Source organism: Ruoffia sp. FAM 26254 (genome assembly GCF_045528545.1).
In the GTDB taxonomy this organism is placed as follows: Bacteria; Bacillota; Bacilli; order Lactobacillales; family Aerococcaceae; genus Ruoffia; species Ruoffia halotolerans.
This window is the reverse complement of the sequence record NZ_JBGQQY010000010.1, coordinates 46,698-65,387: the sequence shown is the minus strand read 5'-3', so window position 1 is coordinate 65,387 and position 18,690 is coordinate 46,698. Positions and strand designations below refer to the sequence as shown.

At 36.6% G+C, this 18,690-nt stretch carries 16 protein-coding genes and 1 other annotated feature; all 16 genes read right to left on the bottom strand.

Features of this window, described 5'->3' with window-relative positions:
• Positions 1-122 precede the first annotated feature (122 nt).
• The 16 genes from ACEN3Z_RS04300 to ACEN3Z_RS04225 all read right to left on the bottom strand — a co-directional run bounded on the left by ACEN3Z_RS04300 (position 123) and on the right by ACEN3Z_RS04225 (position 18,687).
• Positions 123-1,058, bottom strand: a complete 936-nt coding sequence (locus tag ACEN3Z_RS04300; RefSeq protein ID WP_407089774.1) for a hypothetical protein — start codon at positions 1,056-1,058, stop codon at positions 123-125.
• 13 nt (positions 1,059-1,071) lie between these two features.
• The gene (locus tag ACEN3Z_RS04295; protein WP_407089773.1) at positions 1,072-2,013 is read right to left on the bottom strand and encodes an ABC transporter ATP-binding protein; all 942 of its coding nucleotides are present in this window, start codon (positions 2,011-2,013) and stop codon (positions 1,072-1,074) included.
• A 150-nt stretch (positions 2,014-2,163) separates the two neighbouring features.
• Positions 2,164-2,433 (bottom strand): response regulator transcription factor, encoded by a 270-nt coding sequence (locus ACEN3Z_RS04290; protein WP_407089772.1) that lies wholly within the window; start codon positions 2,431-2,433, stop codon positions 2,164-2,166.
• 60 nt (positions 2,434-2,493) lie between these two features.
• A complete protein-coding gene (locus ACEN3Z_RS04285; RefSeq protein ID WP_407089771.1) occupies positions 2,494-2,814 on the bottom strand; it encodes a response regulator transcription factor in 321 nt (106 codons plus the stop codon).
• On the bottom strand, positions 2,804-3,583 hold the full coding sequence (locus ACEN3Z_RS04280; RefSeq protein WP_407089770.1) for a sensor histidine kinase: 780 nt from the start codon (positions 3,581-3,583) through the stop codon (positions 2,804-2,806). The genes ACEN3Z_RS04285 and ACEN3Z_RS04280 overlap by 11 nt, the downstream gene beginning before the upstream one ends.
• A gap of 491 nt (positions 3,584-4,074) precedes the next feature.
• A complete protein-coding gene (ileS, locus tag ACEN3Z_RS04275; protein ID WP_407089769.1) occupies positions 4,075-6,867 on the bottom strand; it encodes an isoleucine--tRNA ligase in 2,793 nt (930 codons plus the stop codon).
• Between the two features lie 49 nt (positions 6,868-6,916).
• Positions 6,917-7,138, bottom strand: a binding site (T-box leader).
• Positions 7,126-8,013: a DivIVA domain-containing protein gene (locus ACEN3Z_RS04270; RefSeq protein WP_407089768.1), complete on the bottom strand. Its 888-nt coding sequence runs from the start codon at positions 8,011-8,013 to the stop codon at positions 7,126-7,128. (Overlaps the previous feature by 13 nt.)
• 40 nt (positions 8,014-8,053) lie before the next feature.
• Positions 8,054-8,836 carry an RNA-binding protein gene (locus tag ACEN3Z_RS04265; RefSeq protein WP_138403640.1) on the bottom strand — a complete coding sequence of 261 codons (783 nt, stop codon included), beginning with the start codon at positions 8,834-8,836 and terminating at the stop codon, positions 8,054-8,056.
• A 16-nt stretch (positions 8,837-8,852) separates the two neighbouring features.
• Positions 8,853-9,116 carry a YggT family protein gene (locus ACEN3Z_RS04260; protein WP_197104550.1) on the bottom strand — a complete coding sequence of 88 codons (264 nt, stop codon included), beginning with the start codon at positions 9,114-9,116 and terminating at the stop codon, positions 8,853-8,855.
• A gap of 125 nt (positions 9,117-9,241) precedes the next feature.
• On the bottom strand, positions 9,242-10,543 hold the full coding sequence (gene ftsZ / locus ACEN3Z_RS04255) for a cell division protein FtsZ (RefSeq protein ID WP_407089767.1): 1,302 nt from the start codon (positions 10,541-10,543) through the stop codon (positions 9,242-9,244).
• 29 nt (positions 10,544-10,572) lie between these two features.
• A complete protein-coding gene (gene ftsA / locus ACEN3Z_RS04250) occupies positions 10,573-12,126 on the bottom strand; it encodes a cell division protein FtsA (RefSeq protein WP_407089766.1) in 1,554 nt (517 codons plus the stop codon).
• Between the two features lie 142 nt (positions 12,127-12,268).
• On the bottom strand, positions 12,269-13,633 hold the full coding sequence (locus ACEN3Z_RS04245) for a cell division protein FtsQ/DivIB (RefSeq protein ID WP_407089765.1): 1,365 nt from the start codon (positions 13,631-13,633) through the stop codon (positions 12,269-12,271).
• Positions 13,634-13,673: 40 nt separating this feature from the next.
• On the bottom strand, positions 13,674-14,786 hold the full coding sequence (gene murG, locus ACEN3Z_RS04240; RefSeq protein ID WP_407089764.1) for an undecaprenyldiphospho-muramoylpentapeptide beta-N-acetylglucosaminyltransferase: 1,113 nt from the start codon (positions 14,784-14,786) through the stop codon (positions 13,674-13,676).
• A 12-nt stretch (positions 14,787-14,798) separates the two neighbouring features.
• A complete protein-coding gene (gene murD / locus ACEN3Z_RS04235) occupies positions 14,799-16,190 on the bottom strand; it encodes a UDP-N-acetylmuramoyl-L-alanine--D-glutamate ligase (RefSeq protein WP_407089763.1) in 1,392 nt (463 codons plus the stop codon).
• 18 nt (positions 16,191-16,208) lie between these two features.
• A complete protein-coding gene (mraY, locus tag ACEN3Z_RS04230) occupies positions 16,209-17,108 on the bottom strand; it encodes a phospho-N-acetylmuramoyl-pentapeptide-transferase (RefSeq protein ID WP_407089776.1) in 900 nt (299 codons plus the stop codon).
• Between the two features lie 73 nt (positions 17,109-17,181).
• Positions 17,182-18,687 (bottom strand): UDP-N-acetylmuramoyl-L-alanyl-D-glutamate--2,6-diaminopimelate ligase, encoded by a 1,506-nt coding sequence (locus tag ACEN3Z_RS04225; RefSeq protein ID WP_407089762.1) that lies wholly within the window; start codon positions 18,685-18,687, stop codon positions 17,182-17,184.
• Positions 18,688-18,690: the final 3 nt, after the last annotated feature.

Here is an 18,690-nt window from a genome sequence, read left to right as displayed (position 1 = left end):
TAGACACCTTTACCATATCAGAATGGGGTTCTTTTTTCATCACTTAACAGGTGAAAATGAAAAAGTAAATTTAAGCTGCCGTTAGGCAGTTGGCACATGTTTCAACGAAAAGTATGAATTGTTCAGGATAAAGATGTTATGATAAGGTAAACTAAATTCACGTATTTATCTGGTATAAAATAATATAAAATACCATTCAATACTTGGAATAATAATGCATACACAACTATCCAGCCAAGATAAAACAAGGGATTCCCAACAAATGTCGTACTATCAATGAATCGCCATATGACCATATACAAACTAGCTAAAAATGTATACGTTAGTGTGTCTGAGATGATACCGTAAATAACGTCTTGTGCGGGGGTCAGTGGGAGCACGCCAATTCTTTTTCTTAGACCCTTCATATCTTCGTTTGTCTTTAGACCTATGCTTCCTGCTAGTGACAAAATAAAGATATAAACGAGGCCAGAAACAGAAATATACTGATTACTCGTTAAAGCTGATTGAGATTCATACTGTTCCTTTACAAATACTTGTTCACTACTCAATTGAGATGCGCGATTAAGAGAATCTATCAGTTCATCGACAGTGGCTTGATCTGACTTTGCTCCCAATTCTTCGCCTAATTGTTGTTGATTGACTAAACTACTTTGAAAACTTGTAATTAATTGAGTAAGTATTGCTTCTTCAGATGCTGAAGCATTTTCTTTAGATTCAATACTCACTAAAGTATCTTCTAAGCGTTGACTATATTCTGGTTGAAGATGAATAACAAAGTTTGAATCATCATGACTTTCTACGATGTCCACATATGATTGCATGGTCTCATTACTGAAAGCATCAATGAAGACTTGCCCCACCTCCCCTTGATCTTCATTATTAATACTGATTTCCACCGGATCACTTGTCTGTTCAGGAACAAAGGCTGAACTAAAGGAGAAGCCCATTAAGAGTGAGAAAAAGATTGGCATGGCAACATATAATGCCAGAATCGTCATCCATTGCTTAGCATTGGCTCGCATGTTTGTCTTAACGTAAGTCCATAATTGGCTCATTAATAAAACCTCCTTAGTCTCTTAATGTTTTTCCGGTGAGTTGTAAGAAAGCTTCCTCTAGACTTAAAGCTTCTTTATTTAATGTCGTTAGTTCAATATTTTCTTCATTAATTAAAGTCGTCAATTCCTTTGTATTAAACTCAACGGGATCGACAATTAAGTGGAATGAATTATTTTCACTCACAACTTGTTGAACTCCTGGCAATCTCGTCGATAATTTCTCTTCAAAATCAAGTGGCGCTTGCTCCACTTCGATAAACCATTTCACTGTATCTTGAACTAATTGCTTAATCTCAGCTTGAGTTCCATAACCAATTTGTTGACCATTATCTAATATGAATAAACGCTCACACAAGGCTTCTACTTCTTCCATGTAGTGTGAAGTATATAGAACGGTTGTACCGTACTCCTGATTCATATATTGAATAAATTCGAAAATCTTATTTCTTGACTGAGGATCCACCCCAACAGTCGGCTCATCCAGGATGAGAAATTTGGGTCTGTGAAGAATTGCGGCTGCGATATTTAACCGTCTTTGCATCCCACCAGAGAAAGTTTTAACTGCTTTTTTCGTATGTTCCGTTAACCCAACCACCTCAAGGGCTTCATTGATACGTTCTTTCAACAAATGACCGGATAAACCATAAAGTCCACCAAAATATTCCAAATTCGAAGTCGCATTTAACTCTTGCATCAGAGCAATTTCTTGAGGTACTAAGCCGATTTGTTCACGCACTTTTACAACATCTTGAGGAACCACGTGCCCATCGACTGAAATATCCCCTGAATTATATTGTGTCAGACCGGTAATAATATCAATCAATGTTGATTTCCCAGCTCCATTGGGTCCAATTAGGCCAAAGCATTCCCCACTTTCAATCTCAAAGGAAACATTATCTAATACTTGATCTTTACCGTAACTCTTATATATATTGTTAATTTCTACATAGCTCATAATTACCCTCCTCTTTATTTCCAACTTAAGTATAACTAAACATTGCTGTGTCAACTATTCACTGAGGTCACTGATTCGAGTGACTTTAGTCACTATTTTAAAAAACACCCTCAATAAACGCAGGAATTTGCATTTATAAAGGGTGTTATCTTAATTCATCAAGCCATTCTCATAAGCAAAAATAGCTAGTTGAGTTCTGTCTCTTAAATCGAGTTTATTTAAAATCGTACTAATATTATTCTTAACCGTTCCAATAGAGAGATATAAAGTGTCAGAAATTTCTTGATTATTTAAGCCGCTGGCTATAAGCAAGATCAGCTTAATTTCTTTCTCAGATAAATCAAAGTCCGTTCCATTAAAACTTTTACTTTGGAAGTTGGAGTGATTAGATAACATGGCTTGGCTAATCTTTCCGTCCAAAACGACATTTTCATTAAAAACAATACGGATGCCTTCATGAATCTCTTCATGGCTACTATCTTAGAGTAAGTAACCCGATGCTCCTAATTGCATCGATTGAGCGATGTACTCCACATCTTGGAAAGTTGTTAGAATTAATACTTTAATTTGAGGATGAGCTGCTTTAATTAACTCGGTCCCTTCGATCCCATTTGAATCTGGCATGCGAATATCCATGAGCACAACGTCCACCGGATTATGTTGGCAAAATATCGCCGCTTCTTTACCACTAGTCGCCTCTCCAACAATCTCAATATCTTCAAAAGAACCTAGTAATATAGCTAAACCACCTCTGATGAGTTGTTCATCATCAACAAGTAATACTTTGATTCTATCCGTCATAACTGCTGCCCCCCTTTGGTAATACGATTCTTACTTTAAAGCCTTTATTTAGAGCGGAATGAATCTGAACTTTTCCACCTAATAACTTCGTCCGTTCTTTCATACCCGTAATGCCCATTTGCGGTTTAATCGTATCCGTTCCTTTTCCATTATCCATCATCGTTAAGATAACCGTGGAATCCGTAAAGTGACATTGAATTCGAACTTCATCTGCTTGACTATGTTTACTACTGTTACTTAAAAATTCTTGAATCGCTCTCATAAATAATAACTCTTGTTCAGGCGATAAGCTCCAAAGTAATTGATTATTATTAAAATAAACTTTAATCGGACTATTATGCTCAAAATCTGAAATGATGTGGTGCACCTGCTCAATAAAAGCAAACTTTTGATAATGTTTAGGCTTTAATTGGTGAATCACTTGGCGAACATCTGATAAGCCTTCTTTAGTAAAGTGATGTAATTGCTTTAACATAGCTGATGCTTGTGGCATCTTTTCCTCTGTCAATTTCTCAATGGCTGCCAATTGGATGACGATGGTCGATAAAGTATGCCCTACCGTATCATGTAAATCCCTAGAAATTCGGTTCCTCTCATTAAGGGTATGAATTTCCTCCATCGCAATCATTTGTGCCTTTTGCTCTATCAACCGCTCTTCTTGCTCATCTGCTTGAGTGCGAAACTCATAAAGACTAGTTGCTTGTACTTCTAAGCGGGTTGCTTGTTCGGATAAATAACCACATATGATAACGATACTCACTGTGAACATTAAATAATCCACCTGCGGCCAAATCGTGAGCGTTGACCATATAAACCCCGAAACAATCGCCATTAAAGATAATATAAGTACAGTCTTTTTCCGTGAAAATAACTCTCTTAATTCAATTGTTAAAAGTCCTAGCATCAAATATGGAAAGGATGGCAGTAGCCATATATTGATTAAGGCTAAAAGACACAATACAACACTATTTATCTGTTTATATTGCAAACATTCCATATAAAACCAACCTAAATGAAAGCAAATAATCCAAATAAAAAACCAAAAGAAATTACTTTGCCAAAAACTTTCTAAAGGGAAAAATTGCCCCATACTTAAGATTAATAATATATATTTAATCACTTTCATACACTCACCTCATCTTTTACATATTTAAATATAACAGACGCCAAGTATGAATGGTAGATTTTACATAATTTCTAGATAAATAGAAATACCCCACCAGACAAAATCTGTCTAGTGGGGCAATTTAACTACTCTAATTATTCAGCTGCTTCCTCGAAATACTCTGGGAAGTGTGATTCTACGATTGAGAAACAACGGCGACATAATTCTGGTGCCGCCTCAATTGTTCCAACTTCTGGTCTTACCGCACGACAACGGTCACAAGTATGACCTTCTGCCGGCTGAACTTTAACACCAAAGCCGTCATAATCAACCACTGATTCGTCTGCTTCATCAGCTAATTTTAATTCTAAACCAGATACTATTAATAATTGGTCTAAATGATCACTTAAGTCATTCAATTGATCAATTGTCTCTTGATCTGTATAGACAGTTGCTTTTGCTTCAAATGATTTCTTGATTGGGTGTTCTTCATCATTTTTTGCATTTTCTAAACCTTTAGCAACAGCTGACTCCACTTTGAAGAAGACATCCCATTCTTTAACAGTTTCTTTGTCTTGAGAAACGTCTTCGAATTTAGGTAAGTCTTGTAATTGAACAAAACCTTCTGCTCCTGGTAATTCTTTCCAAGCTTCTTCCATAGTATGAAGTAAGATTGGTGATAATAATGGAATTAAACCTTCAAGAACTGTATAAATAACAGTTTGCATTGCACGACGCGCTTTAGATTCTGCCGCTTCAATATAAACGACATCTTTTGCAAAGTCTAAGTAGAACGCTGATAAATCAACAGTAATGAAATTAATTACTTTCTTGAAGATAGTAGAGAATTCATAATTTTCGTAAGCTTTTGTTACTTCATTAACTAAAATACGATATTTAGCAAGAATATATTGATCAACTTTTGCTAAATCACTTTCAGCAATCTTATCTGTTTCAGGATTGAAATCAAATAAGTTTGATAACATAAAGCGCACTGTGTTACGAATCTTACGGTATGATTCAGATACTTGTTTTAAGATGTCTTTAGAGATACGTACATCGTTCTCATAATCCACACTTGAAACCCATAGACGGATGATATCTGCACCTAATTCTTCTGTAATCTCCTCAGGTGTAATAACATTACCGATTGATTTACTCATTTTTTGACCTTTTCCATCCATAACAAATCCTTGAGAAAGAACTGATTTGTACGGTGGGAAACCATTCACAGCTACTGAAGTTGTAAAACTTGAGTTGAACCATCCACGGTATTGGTCTGATCCTTCTAAGTACATATCTGCAGGGAATTTTTGGTCTTCACGAACTTGTAATACCCCAGCATAAGATGTTCCTGAGTCAAACCATACGTCCATAATGTCATTTTCTTTAGTAAATTTACCATTTGGACTATCTGGATGAGTGAATCCTTCAGGTAATAAATCTTTAGGTTCTCTTTCAAACCAAACGTTTGATCCAAACTCTTCAACTAATTTAGCAACGTGTTCAACTGTTTCAGTTGTTAAGATAGGCTCTCCATTTTCTGCATAGAAGATTGGTAATGGCACACCCCATACACGTTGACGAGAAATTACCCAGTCACCACGGTCACGAATCATATTATACATACGACGTTCTCCCGAAGGATGGTACCATTTCACATCATTTTCAACTGAGTTTAATAACTCTTCACGGAATTTATTAATTGATGCAAACCATTGTGGTGTTGCACGATAAATAACAGGTTTCTTAGTACGCCAGTCATGTGGGTAGCTATGTTCAAACTTCTCATCAAACAGTAACGCTCCCGTTTCACGCATCTCTTCAACGATGACTTTATTCCCTTTAAGATAGAACATTCCTTCATATCCAGGTGCTTCATTTGTGAAGTGTCCACGGTCATCAATTGGAGAAAGAACATCTAAGCCATATTTTTGACCAATAATGTAGTCATCTTCCCCGTGTCCAGGTGCTGTATGAACGACACCAGTACCAGCATCTAATTCAACGTGGTCACCTAACATTATTAATGATTCACGGTCATAGAACGGATGTTGTGCAGTTAAACGGTCAAATTGCTCCCCTTTATATTCTGCTTCGATTGAATAATCTTCCCATCCAATTTTCTTAGCAACTGCTTCTAGTAAAGCTTCTGCAACTATAAATTTACGTCCATCTACGTTTACTAAAACATATTTAGCATCTGCTTTCACAGATAATCCTAAGTTTGATGGTAATGTCCATGGTGTCGTTGTCCAGATAACGAACTCAGCATCTGCTGGTACGACATCTTTGCCATCTTTTACTTTGAAAGCAACGAAAATAGAAGGTGACGTAACGTCTTTATATTCAACTTCTGCCTCAGCTAATGTTGATTCACTTGAAGGTGACCAGTAAATTGGTTTTAGTCCTTTATAGATATATCCGCGTTCAGCCATTTGACCAAAGATACGGATTTGTTGAGCTTCATATTCGGGTTTTAAAGTTAAATACGGATTATTCCATTCACCAGTCACACCTAAACGCATAAAGTCTTCTTTTTGATTTTCAACTTGTTTCAATGCATACTCTTCACATAATTTACGGAATTCAGCGACAGACATACTCTTACGGTCTACGCCATCAGCATTAACTAAGGCTTGTTCGATTGGTAAACCATGTGTATCCCAACCAGGAACATAAGGTGAGCTATATCCAGCCATAGAATGGTAACGTACAATAAAGTCTTTAGTTACTTTATTTAATGCATGCCCCATATGTAATTTACCATTCGCATACGGAGGTCCATCATGTAAGATCCATGAAGGACGTCCTTCATTTTTCTCTTGAATTTTCTCGTACATGTCAGCGTCTGCCCATTCTTTTTGTAATTCTACTTCTTTAGTAGGTAAATTTGCGCGCATGGCGAAATCTGTTTTACCTAAATTTAATGTATCTTTTAGTTTCATTATTATCTCCAATCTGATTGATTTATTAAAAATAAAAAACGCCCCCTAAAAAAGGGACGTTATAAACGCGGTACCACCCAAATTAATAAGTTATCTCTAAAGATGACCTATTCACTCTACATGTTAACGCTATTTAAGCGGTTATGATTACTTACTTTCACCATAACAAACACAAAGATGATATTAATCAAAGGAGGGACTGCCAAGCTTTCACCACTCTTGACTCGCTAAAAGTATCCTATGATTAACTTGTTCTTATTAATCTTTTGGTAATTCAATTCTAATTGTTTGTCCTAATACACTTTCACGACGTTGAGCTGCACGTTTTTCGCGTTCAGCTTCAGCTTGTGCTTCTTCATCAATCATCGCTTCTAATTCTGCGTGTCTAGAATCAACTTCTTGCTCTTCTGGCTCAACATTATTTAATAACTCATCAAGATTTAAATCAACTCGTGTCGCTTCAGTATCTTCATGATCAGCTACACCAATAGTTGCCGGATAATCTACTTCTGGAGTAGGTGCTGGCGCGTTTTTGATTTCTTCTTCAACAAAGCGATCATTTGTAATTTCATGCGCTGCATTAAAATCAGCACTGTTCTCTTCTTCAAGTCGATCTACGCGTTGATTTACACGTTGATTTGTTGCTTCATGGAAGTGATCAGGATTAAATTGTGATTCAATCTCTTCATCAAATAATCTATGATACTCTTCACTCGTTACAACTTCAAGTTGTTGGCGAATCATTTGCTCTAATTTAGTGCGGTAAGATTTGCTTGAGCGACGTAATGCATCAGATTCAGTAACAATATTTTTAGCTGTATCAGACGCGTTATTAATCATACGATCCGCTTCTCTTTCAGCTTCGAATAAGATAAGTTCTGCTTCTTTACGAGCGTTTTGTTTCAAGCGATCTGCTGCTTCTTGAGCGACTACAATCGAACTGTTTAATGAGTCTTGCAATTGTGCAAAGTACTCATTTTTTTCTTTTGATGCTGCTAAGTCTTTCTTAAGTTCGTTGTTCTCCGCAATCATCTTTTCAAAGTCCGCAACAATTATATCTAAATAATCATTAACCTGATCTGAGTCATATCCGCGAAACTTCGAATTAAATTCTTTATTTAATATTTCGTTAGGTGTTAATACCATGAATTTACAAATCCTTTCAAATATATTCAAGTTATGTAATTTACTTTAAAAGTACATTGACGTTTAATCGATAATTATCTTTCTTAGTCATACCCTCAATATCATTGATCCAGAAGCGTCCAAACTTACGTAATGAAATGATATCATTGATACCAATCTCAACGTCAGGTCTCTCCATTGGAACGAAATTCACTTTCACATCACCTTGTGAGACTGAATTTTTCGCACGCTGTCTAGAAAAATTATAGACTTTGCTTAATAAAGTGTCAAGCCGTAAAGAGCTAGAAATTACATGCTTTACTTCCCATTGTTCTTGTGAGGTTAATATATCATCAAATGATAACTCTTCCAATTGAACTCCAACATTCGCGATTTTAGTCACTTGAGTTTTCAAATAGTCACTAATTGATGCATCAACGAGTGCATGCCAATTCGTTCCATCTGTAATAATATCCCCAATGCGCTCTCTTTCAATTCCAGTTGAAATAAAAGTTCCAAGAATTCTACCATGCGTTAAATTTCCAAATTTTTCTGGATACTTAATGTTGAATAGAACGATCGTAAAATCTTCATCATTCGGTTCATAATACTGCGGATAAATACAGGCTTGTTTACGTTCCGCACCTTCATAACCACCTCTGAAAATAACTGAAATCTCATCTCGGCTTGCGACAAGTTGTTCAACAATCATCTTCTCTCGCGGGGTTAAAAATACAGTTGTATAAGGCGCATAAGTTAAATCTACTTGATCTATCCAACCGAATACTTTATCAATAAACGGTTGCTCTTCGGGTCGATAATGTTGATATATATCATCTGACATTTAATTCACCACATTTTTAAAATAATATTGCTGCCAATATCCAGATTAAACCATCTCGGATAAATCGTAAAACAAAAATCGCAATAATAACATTGAAACTAATGCCCCCTAATGGCGGGATGAATCGATCAAATATATCCAAATATGGTCGTGCTAATTTAACAATAAATTGTCCTAAGGCACTTTCACGGGCACCTGGTAACCATGATAGTAGTGCGTATACGACTAAAACCAGTGTATATGCCTGAAATAAATTAGAAACTAAGCTCAAAAGGCCCAACTATAACACTCCCTTAAATTCTTATCTTATGAATTATAACATAAATTTTTACTTATTGATAAATAAAAAGAGGAACCAATACTGATTCCTCTATTATTTTGATGCCTTAGCATCCTAACTCTTTATTAACGATGACGTTTACGGAAAAATGGTGGCGTATCTAATTCATCTGAATCATTTACTTCACTTTGACGACTTCCAGATCCATCCGTATTTGGACGTTCAAATTGACGTTTAGGTTTAGAGTCTGCTTCAGTTGTATCAACGTCACGTGTGTTTGTTTCTCTATTTATGTCCCAATCACTGAATAAATCACGCTTTTGTTGACGACGTGGTGTTGGTTCGTTTGATTGGCTTGGTGAATCTGGTTGTTGTAGACTTTGAGCTGGTTGAGTTGATTCTGCTGAAGATGACGGTGTATTGAATGAGCGTCTTGGTGGTGTGCTCATTTTATTACGATCAGTCTTCTCATTCTCAATACCAGTTGCGATTACAGTAACAATAACTTCGTCACCTAAATCATTATTGATTGACGTACCGAAGATAATGTTTACATCACCACTTGATGCATTGGCAACAATATCACTTGCATCTTGTGCTTCGAACAAGCTTAAGTCTTCTCCACCTGTAATGTTTAATAAGATTTGTTCTGCACCATCAATAGATACTTCTAATAATGGTGATGAGATAGCTTTCTTAGTTGCTTCAGCCGTACGGTTCTCACCTGAAGATTGGCCTACACCCATTAATGCAGTTCCTTGATCCTTCATTACAGTTTTCACGTCAGCAAAGTCTAAGTTTACGTAACCTGGTGCTGTAATTAAATCAGAGATACCTTGTACACCTTGACGTAAAACATTATCTGCTTCACTGAATGCTTCTAACATTGGAGTTTTACGGTCTACAATTTCTAATAAACGGTTGTTTGAGATAATTACTAATGTATCAACCGCGTCTTTTAAGTTTTTCAATCCTTCAGCTGCAAAGCGTCCACGTTTTGGTCCTTCAAAAGTAAATGGACGCGTTACAACACCTACAGTTAAAGCGCCTAAGTCTTTAGCAATCTTAGCCACGACCGGTGCAGCACCAGTACCAGTACCTCCACCCATACCAGCAGTAACAAACACTAAGTCTGCTCCTTCTAGTACTTCGCGAATTTGCTCTTCACTTTCTTCAGCTGCTTTAAGTCCAATTTCAGGTAATGAACCTGCACCTAACCCTTTAGTTACTTTTGGGCCTAATTGGATTTTGATTTCAGCATCTGAACCTTGTAATGCTTGAGTATCCGTATTTGCAACAATGAATTCAACACCTTGAACTTCATCTTTAATCATACGATTAACGGCATTTCCACCTGCACCACCTACACCAATTACTTTAATTACTGCGCCTTCATATCCCATTGTTGAATCGAATGATAATTCCATTTATATTCCTCCTGTTTATCTATCAAGTCTTAATCAAAAAATGTTTGGAAAAAGTCACGGACTTTTGCCGTTATGCCATTCCCATTACTTTGATCAGTAACAGGCTCTGAATAGTTATTCGCTTCTTCATCTTGCGAATAGTCATCATAGTATGCCGCATCTTCATAACGATAGTCGTCATCAAATGAATTATATTGTTGATAATCATCTTGTTGATTTGAACTAGGCATAGTGTCTGGCATCGTGCGTTGGTCGTTTGCCATTTGGTTTGTCTCGTTAGCTGGTTGACGACGTTGACCGCCGAACAAGTCACCTGATTGTTGACCTCGTGCCGCTTGCCCTTGGTTACGGCCACTAGATGGTGCCGGACGTCTTTGTCCACCTTGTGGCGGCATAGATTGTCTTGGGGCAGCTTGTGAAGGAACTGCAAAAGTTCCTTGAGCAATTCGATGCACATCATCAAGATTTGCAGCATATTCGATCATTCCAAGGCTTGTTGTATAGATTGGATTACGCATTCCCATTTCTTCAGGAATAAATAAGCGAACTTTGCTTCCAAAGTATCGTTTAGCCAAATCTAAGACCCCTGGTAAAGACACAGCTCCACCTGTCAGGACATACCCTCCAGGTAAATCAAGTCCATCGACACGATTCAATTCTTCATATAATGTTTCAAAGATTTGCACTAAACGCGCTTCGATGATTTCAGCAAGATAATGTTCATCTACCCGGACAGGTTCTTTCTTTCCAACTGTTTCAACTGGGAAGTACTCATCGTCAGTAGTTTGACTTGCGATAGCAAAGCCATATTCACGTTTGATTCGTTCAGCAGAATCAAGTGACGTGTTTAGAATAACTGAGATATCTTTTGTAACGAAATCTCCACCCTCTTGATCCACGAATGAATATTTCATTTGGCCGTCGTACATAATTGATGCACTTGATTGGCCACCACCCATATCAACAACCACTGTTCCGAACTCTCGCTCATCTGCTGATAAGGCTACGGATGCAATTGCTTCTGGTTGAACGACAAGTTCACTGATTGATAAACCTGCTTTTTGAACACAGCGTCGAATATTATGGATGATTGTTCTAGGTCCAGTAATTAAGCGCGCATAAAGTTCTAGGCGAACCCCGATCATTCCTCTTGGATCTTTAATTCCATTGAATCCATCGACGATAAATTCTTCAGGAATAATTGAAATAATCTCTCTTTCAGGAGGAACTGAACGAACTTTAGCTGCATTGATTACATTCTCAACGTCTAGGGCTGTTATTTCTCTATTATCGCTGGCAACAGCAATCATACCGTGGCAATCTTCTACCATAATTTGATTACTTGGAACACCAACGATCACTTCGTTAATTTTTACATTTGCTTTGCGTTCTGCTTGAGAAATGGCTCTTTGAATCGAGTTGACTGTATCATCTATATCGACGATAACCCCACGACTCAATCCACGTGATTTTTCATTTCCCACACCGATAATATTAATATTTCCATTAATATACTCAGCGACAACGACTTTAATTGAGGTCGTACCAATATCTAAACTAACAAAAATTTCTTGATTTCTCATTTAGGTATTAACCCCCTTCTGGCTAATTATTTTTCTATATTTTGTTTAATTTTCTTCAATTTCACATTACCTATATTAGCACAAACTTCATTTTAATAGAAGAAAAAAAGATAAATGTAAAAATAATTACATATAACTTATCTTAATTATTATCAAGTTTGACACTATTAGCAGAATTTTCTGCTGGTGTGAAGTATGCACCGACTTCAAAATTAATCACTCCGGTTTGCCCGTCTAATTGTCTTATAATATCCGGATAATATTGTACTTTTTGAGCAAAAGTCGAAATTATGGCATTTATGGTATTTCCATCTTCCATTTCAACAACTATGGCGTTCGGTTTATTTTCGTCATCAGCGGAAGTAACGGTCTCCATCATAGCTAATATATTTGGATCAATTTGACGTAAACCTTGTGCAACTTCCGTCAGTTTACCACTTGTATCGAAGCCGATTAATTCTGGTAATGCTTCATTGGCTATATTTGCTAATTCTTGGTTTCCGGATACATTCAGAATCTCACCGTTATTCAAGACTGGATGGTAACCATCTTGGTTAATTAACCCCACAAGGTCATGTTCGACGACATTAATTTCTAATTGTTTCCAATCAGGTCGATTAAATACGACACTTTCAATTAAAGGATTTTCCTCTTTAATTGTCGCTTCAATCTCTTGTCTTTGGCTCATTACTTCATCTACTTCATCGAATTTATATATTCGAGACGATCCTTTTACAAACGTTTTCGGAACAAGCTCGGTTCCCGTGACGACTAAATTATTCACTTTATTAAACGGCATTAATTTCCAACCCGTCACTAGCATTGTTAGGTATATTAATGCAAAAACCGCAAATAGTACAGTCTTACCCTCTGGCAGGGTCGCATTAGAACTCTTGTTCATCTGTCTATTGACCTTTTGGTGCAAGTTATAATACCAATTGGTTCGACTACCTTGAGGTTGGTTTCTTCGAGAAGGTTTATTGCCAGAGTAATTTCGATTAAAGTTCTGATTTCTGTTCAGATTTTGATTTCGCCTTTGATTCAAATTCTGATTTTGCTGTCTAGTTGCTCTCTCACGAGTGTTTGATTGGGGTTCGTCAAAGTTTCGACTATTTGGTTGATTCGCACGACTATTAGATTCATTCTGATCGCGTCTGTACTCATCCATTTGATATACTCGTCGCTGTTGAACAGGACCTGACTGAGGAGGTATCGGATGAATAACTTGATTCGGTTGATACTGTTCTTCTCGGTTCCGGTTCCCTTCAGCTTGTGTATGTTGAGTCCGACTGAAATAATCTTGCTCAAGTTCATCGCGATTTGTTATGCCGCTTTGCTTTGGTATAATCGGATTTCCATTACTATCGATGCGATAGTTTCCACGAATCGGTTGAGATGGTTCGTTTACCGGTCTAGATTGCCTTGTTTCAGGACTGTTTGATTTCCGATTATTTGGCGTATTTTGAGGCCCTGTTCGATAATTTCCTCGCCGCTCATTATTACTCATAGCTTTCACCTCCTCGAAAATATTTAGTCTTAATTATTTATTAAATAGATTCAACTAATTTAATAATATCATCTATTGCATGTGGCGTACCTAATTTTTTAGCATTTTCTGCCATTTCATTTAATGCTGTTTGATCTAGTATCATTCGGTCAATCGTATGAACTAATTGACTTGAGTCAAGTTGACTTTCTTTTATCATTTCAGCAGCCTGATTATTCACTAATGCTATGGCATTCATCTCTTGATGATTATTCGTAACATATGGACTAGGAATTAAAATACTAGGAAGTCCAAGTGTTGTCAATTCTGCTAAGGTCGTTGCACCACTTCTGCAAACGACTAGATCAATTCTTTGAAATAGTGCTGGCATGTTATCAATGTATGGAACTATTTTAACATTATTAGGTATTTTAATCTGGTTGTCTTCTATATAATTCATCCATTCTGAATGATGAACTGAACCTGTCCCAATAATTACCTGGTACTCTTTCTTAGCAAAGTCTTCGATGGATTCTACAGCTGCTTTATTAATAGCTGGCGCACCACGACTACCTCCAAATATTAGTACCGTTGGTAATTGATCATTAAAGCCATAATTTTTTGATAGAATATGCTCATCTTTAGCATAGTTTGTTACTTCTTGTCCTCTTGGGTTTCCAGTAAATGCCACTTTTTGACTGACTTTTGCAAAGTCATTCTCAACTTCATAAAAAGACGTCGCAACTTTATCTACAAAGCGACTTAAGAATTTATTAGTTACTCCTGCGACACTATTTTGTTCATGAATCAGTGTCGGAATACCTAATTGAGTTGCCCCATAAAGGACAGGTGCACATACGAAACCGCCAGTTCCAATGACTAATTCAGGTTGAAATTCTTTGATTAATTTCTTCGCTTTTTGTGTGCTCGTTAACATTTGCCAAGCGACTTTAATATTATCTAGCGATAAACTGCGTTTTAAACCAGATATTTCAATGGATTTAAAGTCAATATTCGCTTTTGGAACAATACTTGCTTCGAGACCTTTGTCTGTACCGATGTATAAACATTCTAAGTCCGGATTGAGTTCTTTCATTCGATTATAGATTGCAAGAGCTGGATAAATATGTCCCCCAGTCCCTCCACCAGATAAGATGATTCGATTGATTTTCATAATATGATACTCCTATTCATCCGTATATGGTTCTTCTAGTAATAATTGTTCAATGGTATCGATATAAACGTCACCACGAATTTCAAAGTTTTGATATTGATCCCAGCTCGCACAGCTTGGTGATAATAAGACGACTTCACCTTGTCTTGCTTCACGGTAAGCTTTTGATGTAGCTTCTACTAAATCATCAAAAATTTCAATCGAGTTAACGCCCGCAGCTTTAAAGGCTTTTGCCATTTTGTCTTTGGTTTCACCGTAAAGATAAGCTCCTGATACGTTCTTAAGAAAGGGTATTAACTCATCAAATTCATTACCACGATCTAAGCCACCACCAATAAATCGAATGGGTTGCTTGAAACTATTTAAAGCAGTAATCGTAGCGGTAATATTGGTAGCTTTTGAATCATTGTAGAAACTTCGTCCACTGACATTAGCTACCGGCTGAATTCTATGACGCATCCCTTTGTACTCTCTGACTATGTTAGAAATTTCTTGGTTCGAAATGCCTTTTATTTTTGCAACTGCCACAGCCGCTAGGACATTCTCGACATTATGGCTACCAGGAATTTGAATATCTGATAATGGTATAATTTGCTCTTCTTTAAAGTATATCCATTCACCTTCAACATAAGCACCATGCGATCGGACAAACTCATCGATTATTTCAATTGAGAATGGAATAAGTTGCCCTTTAAATTCTTTAACCCAATGATGTAATTCAGCATTATCATAACGATATACGATTTGGTCATCCTGTGTTTGATTGGCTAAAATCTTTAATTTGGCTTTGGCATATTCTTCACGTGTACGATGATAGTCCAAATGAGCTTCATAAATATTGGTAATGACCGCAATTTCAGCGTGAAATTGTTCAGTTCCAGCTAATTGGAAACTAGATAATTCCATGACGATGTCATCATCTTTTGTCGCTTGATCAATAACATCTAAAGTTGGGATGCCAATATTTCCAGCAAGGTAAGCATTCCCTTTTTCTCTTTCAGTTAATAATTCTCTCAGTAAACTTGTTGTCGTTGTTTTACCATTACTACCTGTAATACCTATGATCGATGCCTTACTAAATCTTGAAGCAAGCTCAACATCTGTATAAATTGGGATGTTTTTTTCAATCGCTTTTTGTAAAAAAGGAATTGAATAAGGAATCCCGGGGTTTTTGATAATCATATCAAAATACTTATCAAAGAGTTCTAAAGGATGCCCACCATCGACGATTTGGACGCCATCTTCTAAAAGCAAAGTAACCGACGGGTCTTGTGATAGATCCCCTCGGTCATTAATCGTTACATTTGCTTGTTGTTTAACTAGGAACTCAGCTACACTTTTCCCTGTTCTTGCGTAGCCTAACACTAGTATTTCTTTGTCTGATAAATTCTCGTTCGTTCCCATTCTAAAAATCGCTCCCTATTAAAAGATAAATAATGCAATCAATGCACTAATTAATCCGACAGCCCAAAATACATTTACCACTTTTGATTCACTCCAACCAAGCATTTCGAAATGGTGGTGAATTGGTGCCATCTTAAATATTCTTTTTCCTCGAGTCTTGAAGGATAATACTTGAAGCATAACACTTACTGTTTCAACTACAAAGACAAAACCAATAATTAATAAACTCCATGGATTATTAAGTACGGATGACATCACTGCCAGTCCTGCTCCTAAGGCAAGTGAACCAACGTCCCCCATAAAAATCTTCGCTGGTTTACGATTAAAGATTAAAAATCCAACTAACGATCCAACTACAATCAATGAAGCTGTTGCTACAGTTGAGTTCCCTTCAGCTGCGGCGATAAAGTAATACGCGCCATACGCAATAATATTTAAGCCGGTCGCTAAACCATCTAAACCGTCCGTTAAATTCACTGCATTTGAAAAGCCAGTAATCCAGATAAACATGAATAATCCTACTAACAGAATGTTAGAGATTTCAAAACCAAAAAATGGTATGAAAATATGTTGATTTGTTACCATGGCAATTAATGCAATAACAAAAGCAAATAATAATTGTGTTAAAAACTTCTGTTTAGCAGTTAACCCTTCATTTCTTTTTTTGAAAATACTTATAAAATCATCAATAAAACCAATGGCTCCAAATAATAAGAACGCTAGCCAAATCATCCAGAACTCACCTGAGTAAGACGTTTGGATAAAGCCAAAGATTAACATCGCAAATAAAATAGCTAGGATAAATACTGTTCCTCCCATAGTTGGTGTCCCAGTTTTTACTTCATGCCATAATGGGCCATCTTCCCGTGTTGTTTGACCTAGTTTCTTTTTATTAAAGTATTGGATGAAAAAAGGCATCGCAATGACTGTTAATAAAAAACTAGTCACGATTGGTAAGATAATATTCAATTTTTCGTTCACTCCTTAGTTTTTATAACTGTTTACGATGGATAGCATCAATAACTGTTTGCACTTCATCGTAAGGTATATTGTCGTTTCCAATGACTTGGTAAGGTTCTCCACCTTTACCCGCGAATAAGACAATATCATTTTTTTGAGCAATGTCAATGGCTTGTTGTACTGCTACTACTCTATCTTTTATAATTGAATAAGGTTTATTATCATTATGATGTAAACCAATCATTTCATTGACAATTTTTTCTACTGGCTCAAACCTTGGATTGTCAGCAGTGAATACAATTTCATCCGCATACTTAAATAAGATATCTCCTAATGGTTTCCGCATCCCACTATCGCGGTTTCCGCCACTATGTCCCATCAAGGCAATGAGTTTTTGATCATCTGTTTTATGTTCAATGAGTTCTTGCATTACTCGTTCAAGTGCATCGGGTGAATGTGCAAAGTCAACAATCACTTCGAAATCTTGTCCTTCATCAACAACTTGCATACGTCCAGTGACACCAGTAAAATCTTGAGTCGCTTTCAGAATATCATCTATTGTATATTGGTAATATTTACTCAATGTTAAAAATGCTGCCAAATAATTCGAAACGTTGTAAGATCCACGCATCGGTATTTCTACTGTAAATGACTCTTTTTTGTAATCAATAATAAATTCAGTCTTACCATTTTTCTCAGTAATTGAATGTGCATAAGCTGTAGCTTGAGGATGCTCTAAACTATATGTCACAATATCGGCACTAGTTACTTCTGCCATCGTCGTATGGTATGGATCATCCATATTTAATATTGCAAGTCTTGGTCGGTCATTATGGAAACTTTGTCCTAAATGACTAAACAAAAGACTTTTCGCATTTGCATAACCTTCCATAGTTGAATGGAAGTCCAAATGTTCTCGTGTTAAATTCGTAAAGATGGCACAATCAATATCAGTAAACGATAAGCGTCCTAAAGCTAATGCGTGAGAAGACGCCTCAATGATAGCATCTTCACAGCCTGTTTCAACCATTTCATTGAATAATCTCTGCATCTCTAAAGCATTCGGTGTTGTATTTACTGCAGGATAATATTTGTCCCCTACTTTATAATGCAAGGTTCCAATCACACCTGTCTTACGATCGAGACTTTCGAGTAATTGACTAATCATATTACTCGTTGTTGTCTTCCCATTAGTCCCAGTTACCGCAACAACATTTAGCTTTGTTGACGGTTCATTGTAATATTGGTTTGCAAGTATCGCTTGAGTACGGAAAGTTGATGTTACTTGCACGATGGTTGCATCAAGTTGCTCTGGCTCTTGGGGCAAATCTTCAACAATGATTAATTTTGCTCCCTTGTTAATTACGTCTTCAATCGCTTGATGCCCATCAAAGTTCTCGCCTTTGATAGCAATAAAGCATGAATTATTTTCTACTTTACGCGTATCATTTACTAAACTAGACACTTCAGTTTCTAAATACTGCGTATTAATTATATGTGCATCATATAATACGTTTATTAATTCTTTTTGTTCCATCGT

Excerpts from the sequence above, each read along its gene's own strand:
- ACEN3Z_RS04285 (WP_407089771.1), bottom strand. The coding sequence starts at position 2,814 with ATGACGGATAGAATCAAAGTATTACTTGTTGATGATGAACAACTCATC.
- ileS (WP_407089769.1), bottom strand. The coding sequence starts at position 6,867 with ATGAAACTAAAAGATACATTAAATTTAGGTAAAACAGATTTCGCCATG.
- mraY (WP_407089776.1), bottom strand. The coding sequence starts at position 17,108 with ATGCCTTTTTTCATCCAATACTTTAATAAAAAGAAACTAGGTCAAACA.
- ftsA (WP_407089766.1), bottom strand. The coding sequence starts at position 12,126 with ATGAGAAATCAAGAAATTTTTGTTAGTTTAGATATTGGTACGACCTCA.
- murG (WP_407089764.1), bottom strand. The coding sequence starts at position 14,786 with ATGAAAATCAATCGAATCATCTTATCTGGTGGAGGGACTGGGGGACAT.
- ACEN3Z_RS04295 (WP_407089773.1), bottom strand. The coding sequence starts at position 2,013 with ATGAGCTATGTAGAAATTAACAATATATATAAGAGTTACGGTAAAGAT.
- ACEN3Z_RS04245 (WP_407089765.1), bottom strand. The coding sequence starts at position 13,633 with ATGAGTAATAATGAGCGGCGAGGAAATTATCGAACAGGGCCTCAAAAT.
- ACEN3Z_RS04265 (WP_138403640.1), bottom strand. The coding sequence starts at position 8,836 with ATGTCAGATGATATATATCAACATTATCGACCCGAAGAGCAACCGTTT.
- ftsZ (WP_407089767.1), bottom strand. The coding sequence starts at position 10,543 with ATGGAATTATCATTCGATTCAACAATGGGATATGAAGGCGCAGTAATT.
- murD (WP_407089763.1), bottom strand. The coding sequence starts at position 16,190 with ATGGGAACGAACGAGAATTTATCAGACAAAGAAATACTAGTGTTAGGC.
- ACEN3Z_RS04225 (WP_407089762.1), bottom strand. The coding sequence starts at position 18,687 with ATGGAACAAAAAGAATTAATAAACGTATTATATGATGCACATATAATT.
- ACEN3Z_RS04270 (WP_407089768.1), bottom strand. The coding sequence starts at position 8,013 with ATGGTATTAACACCTAACGAAATATTAAATAAAGAATTTAATTCGAAG.
- ACEN3Z_RS04280 (WP_407089770.1), bottom strand. The coding sequence starts at position 3,583 with ATGTTCACAGTGAGTATCGTTATCATATGTGGTTATTTATCCGAACAA.
- ACEN3Z_RS04300 (WP_407089774.1), bottom strand. The coding sequence starts at position 1,058 with ATGAGCCAATTATGGACTTACGTTAAGACAAACATGCGAGCCAATGCT.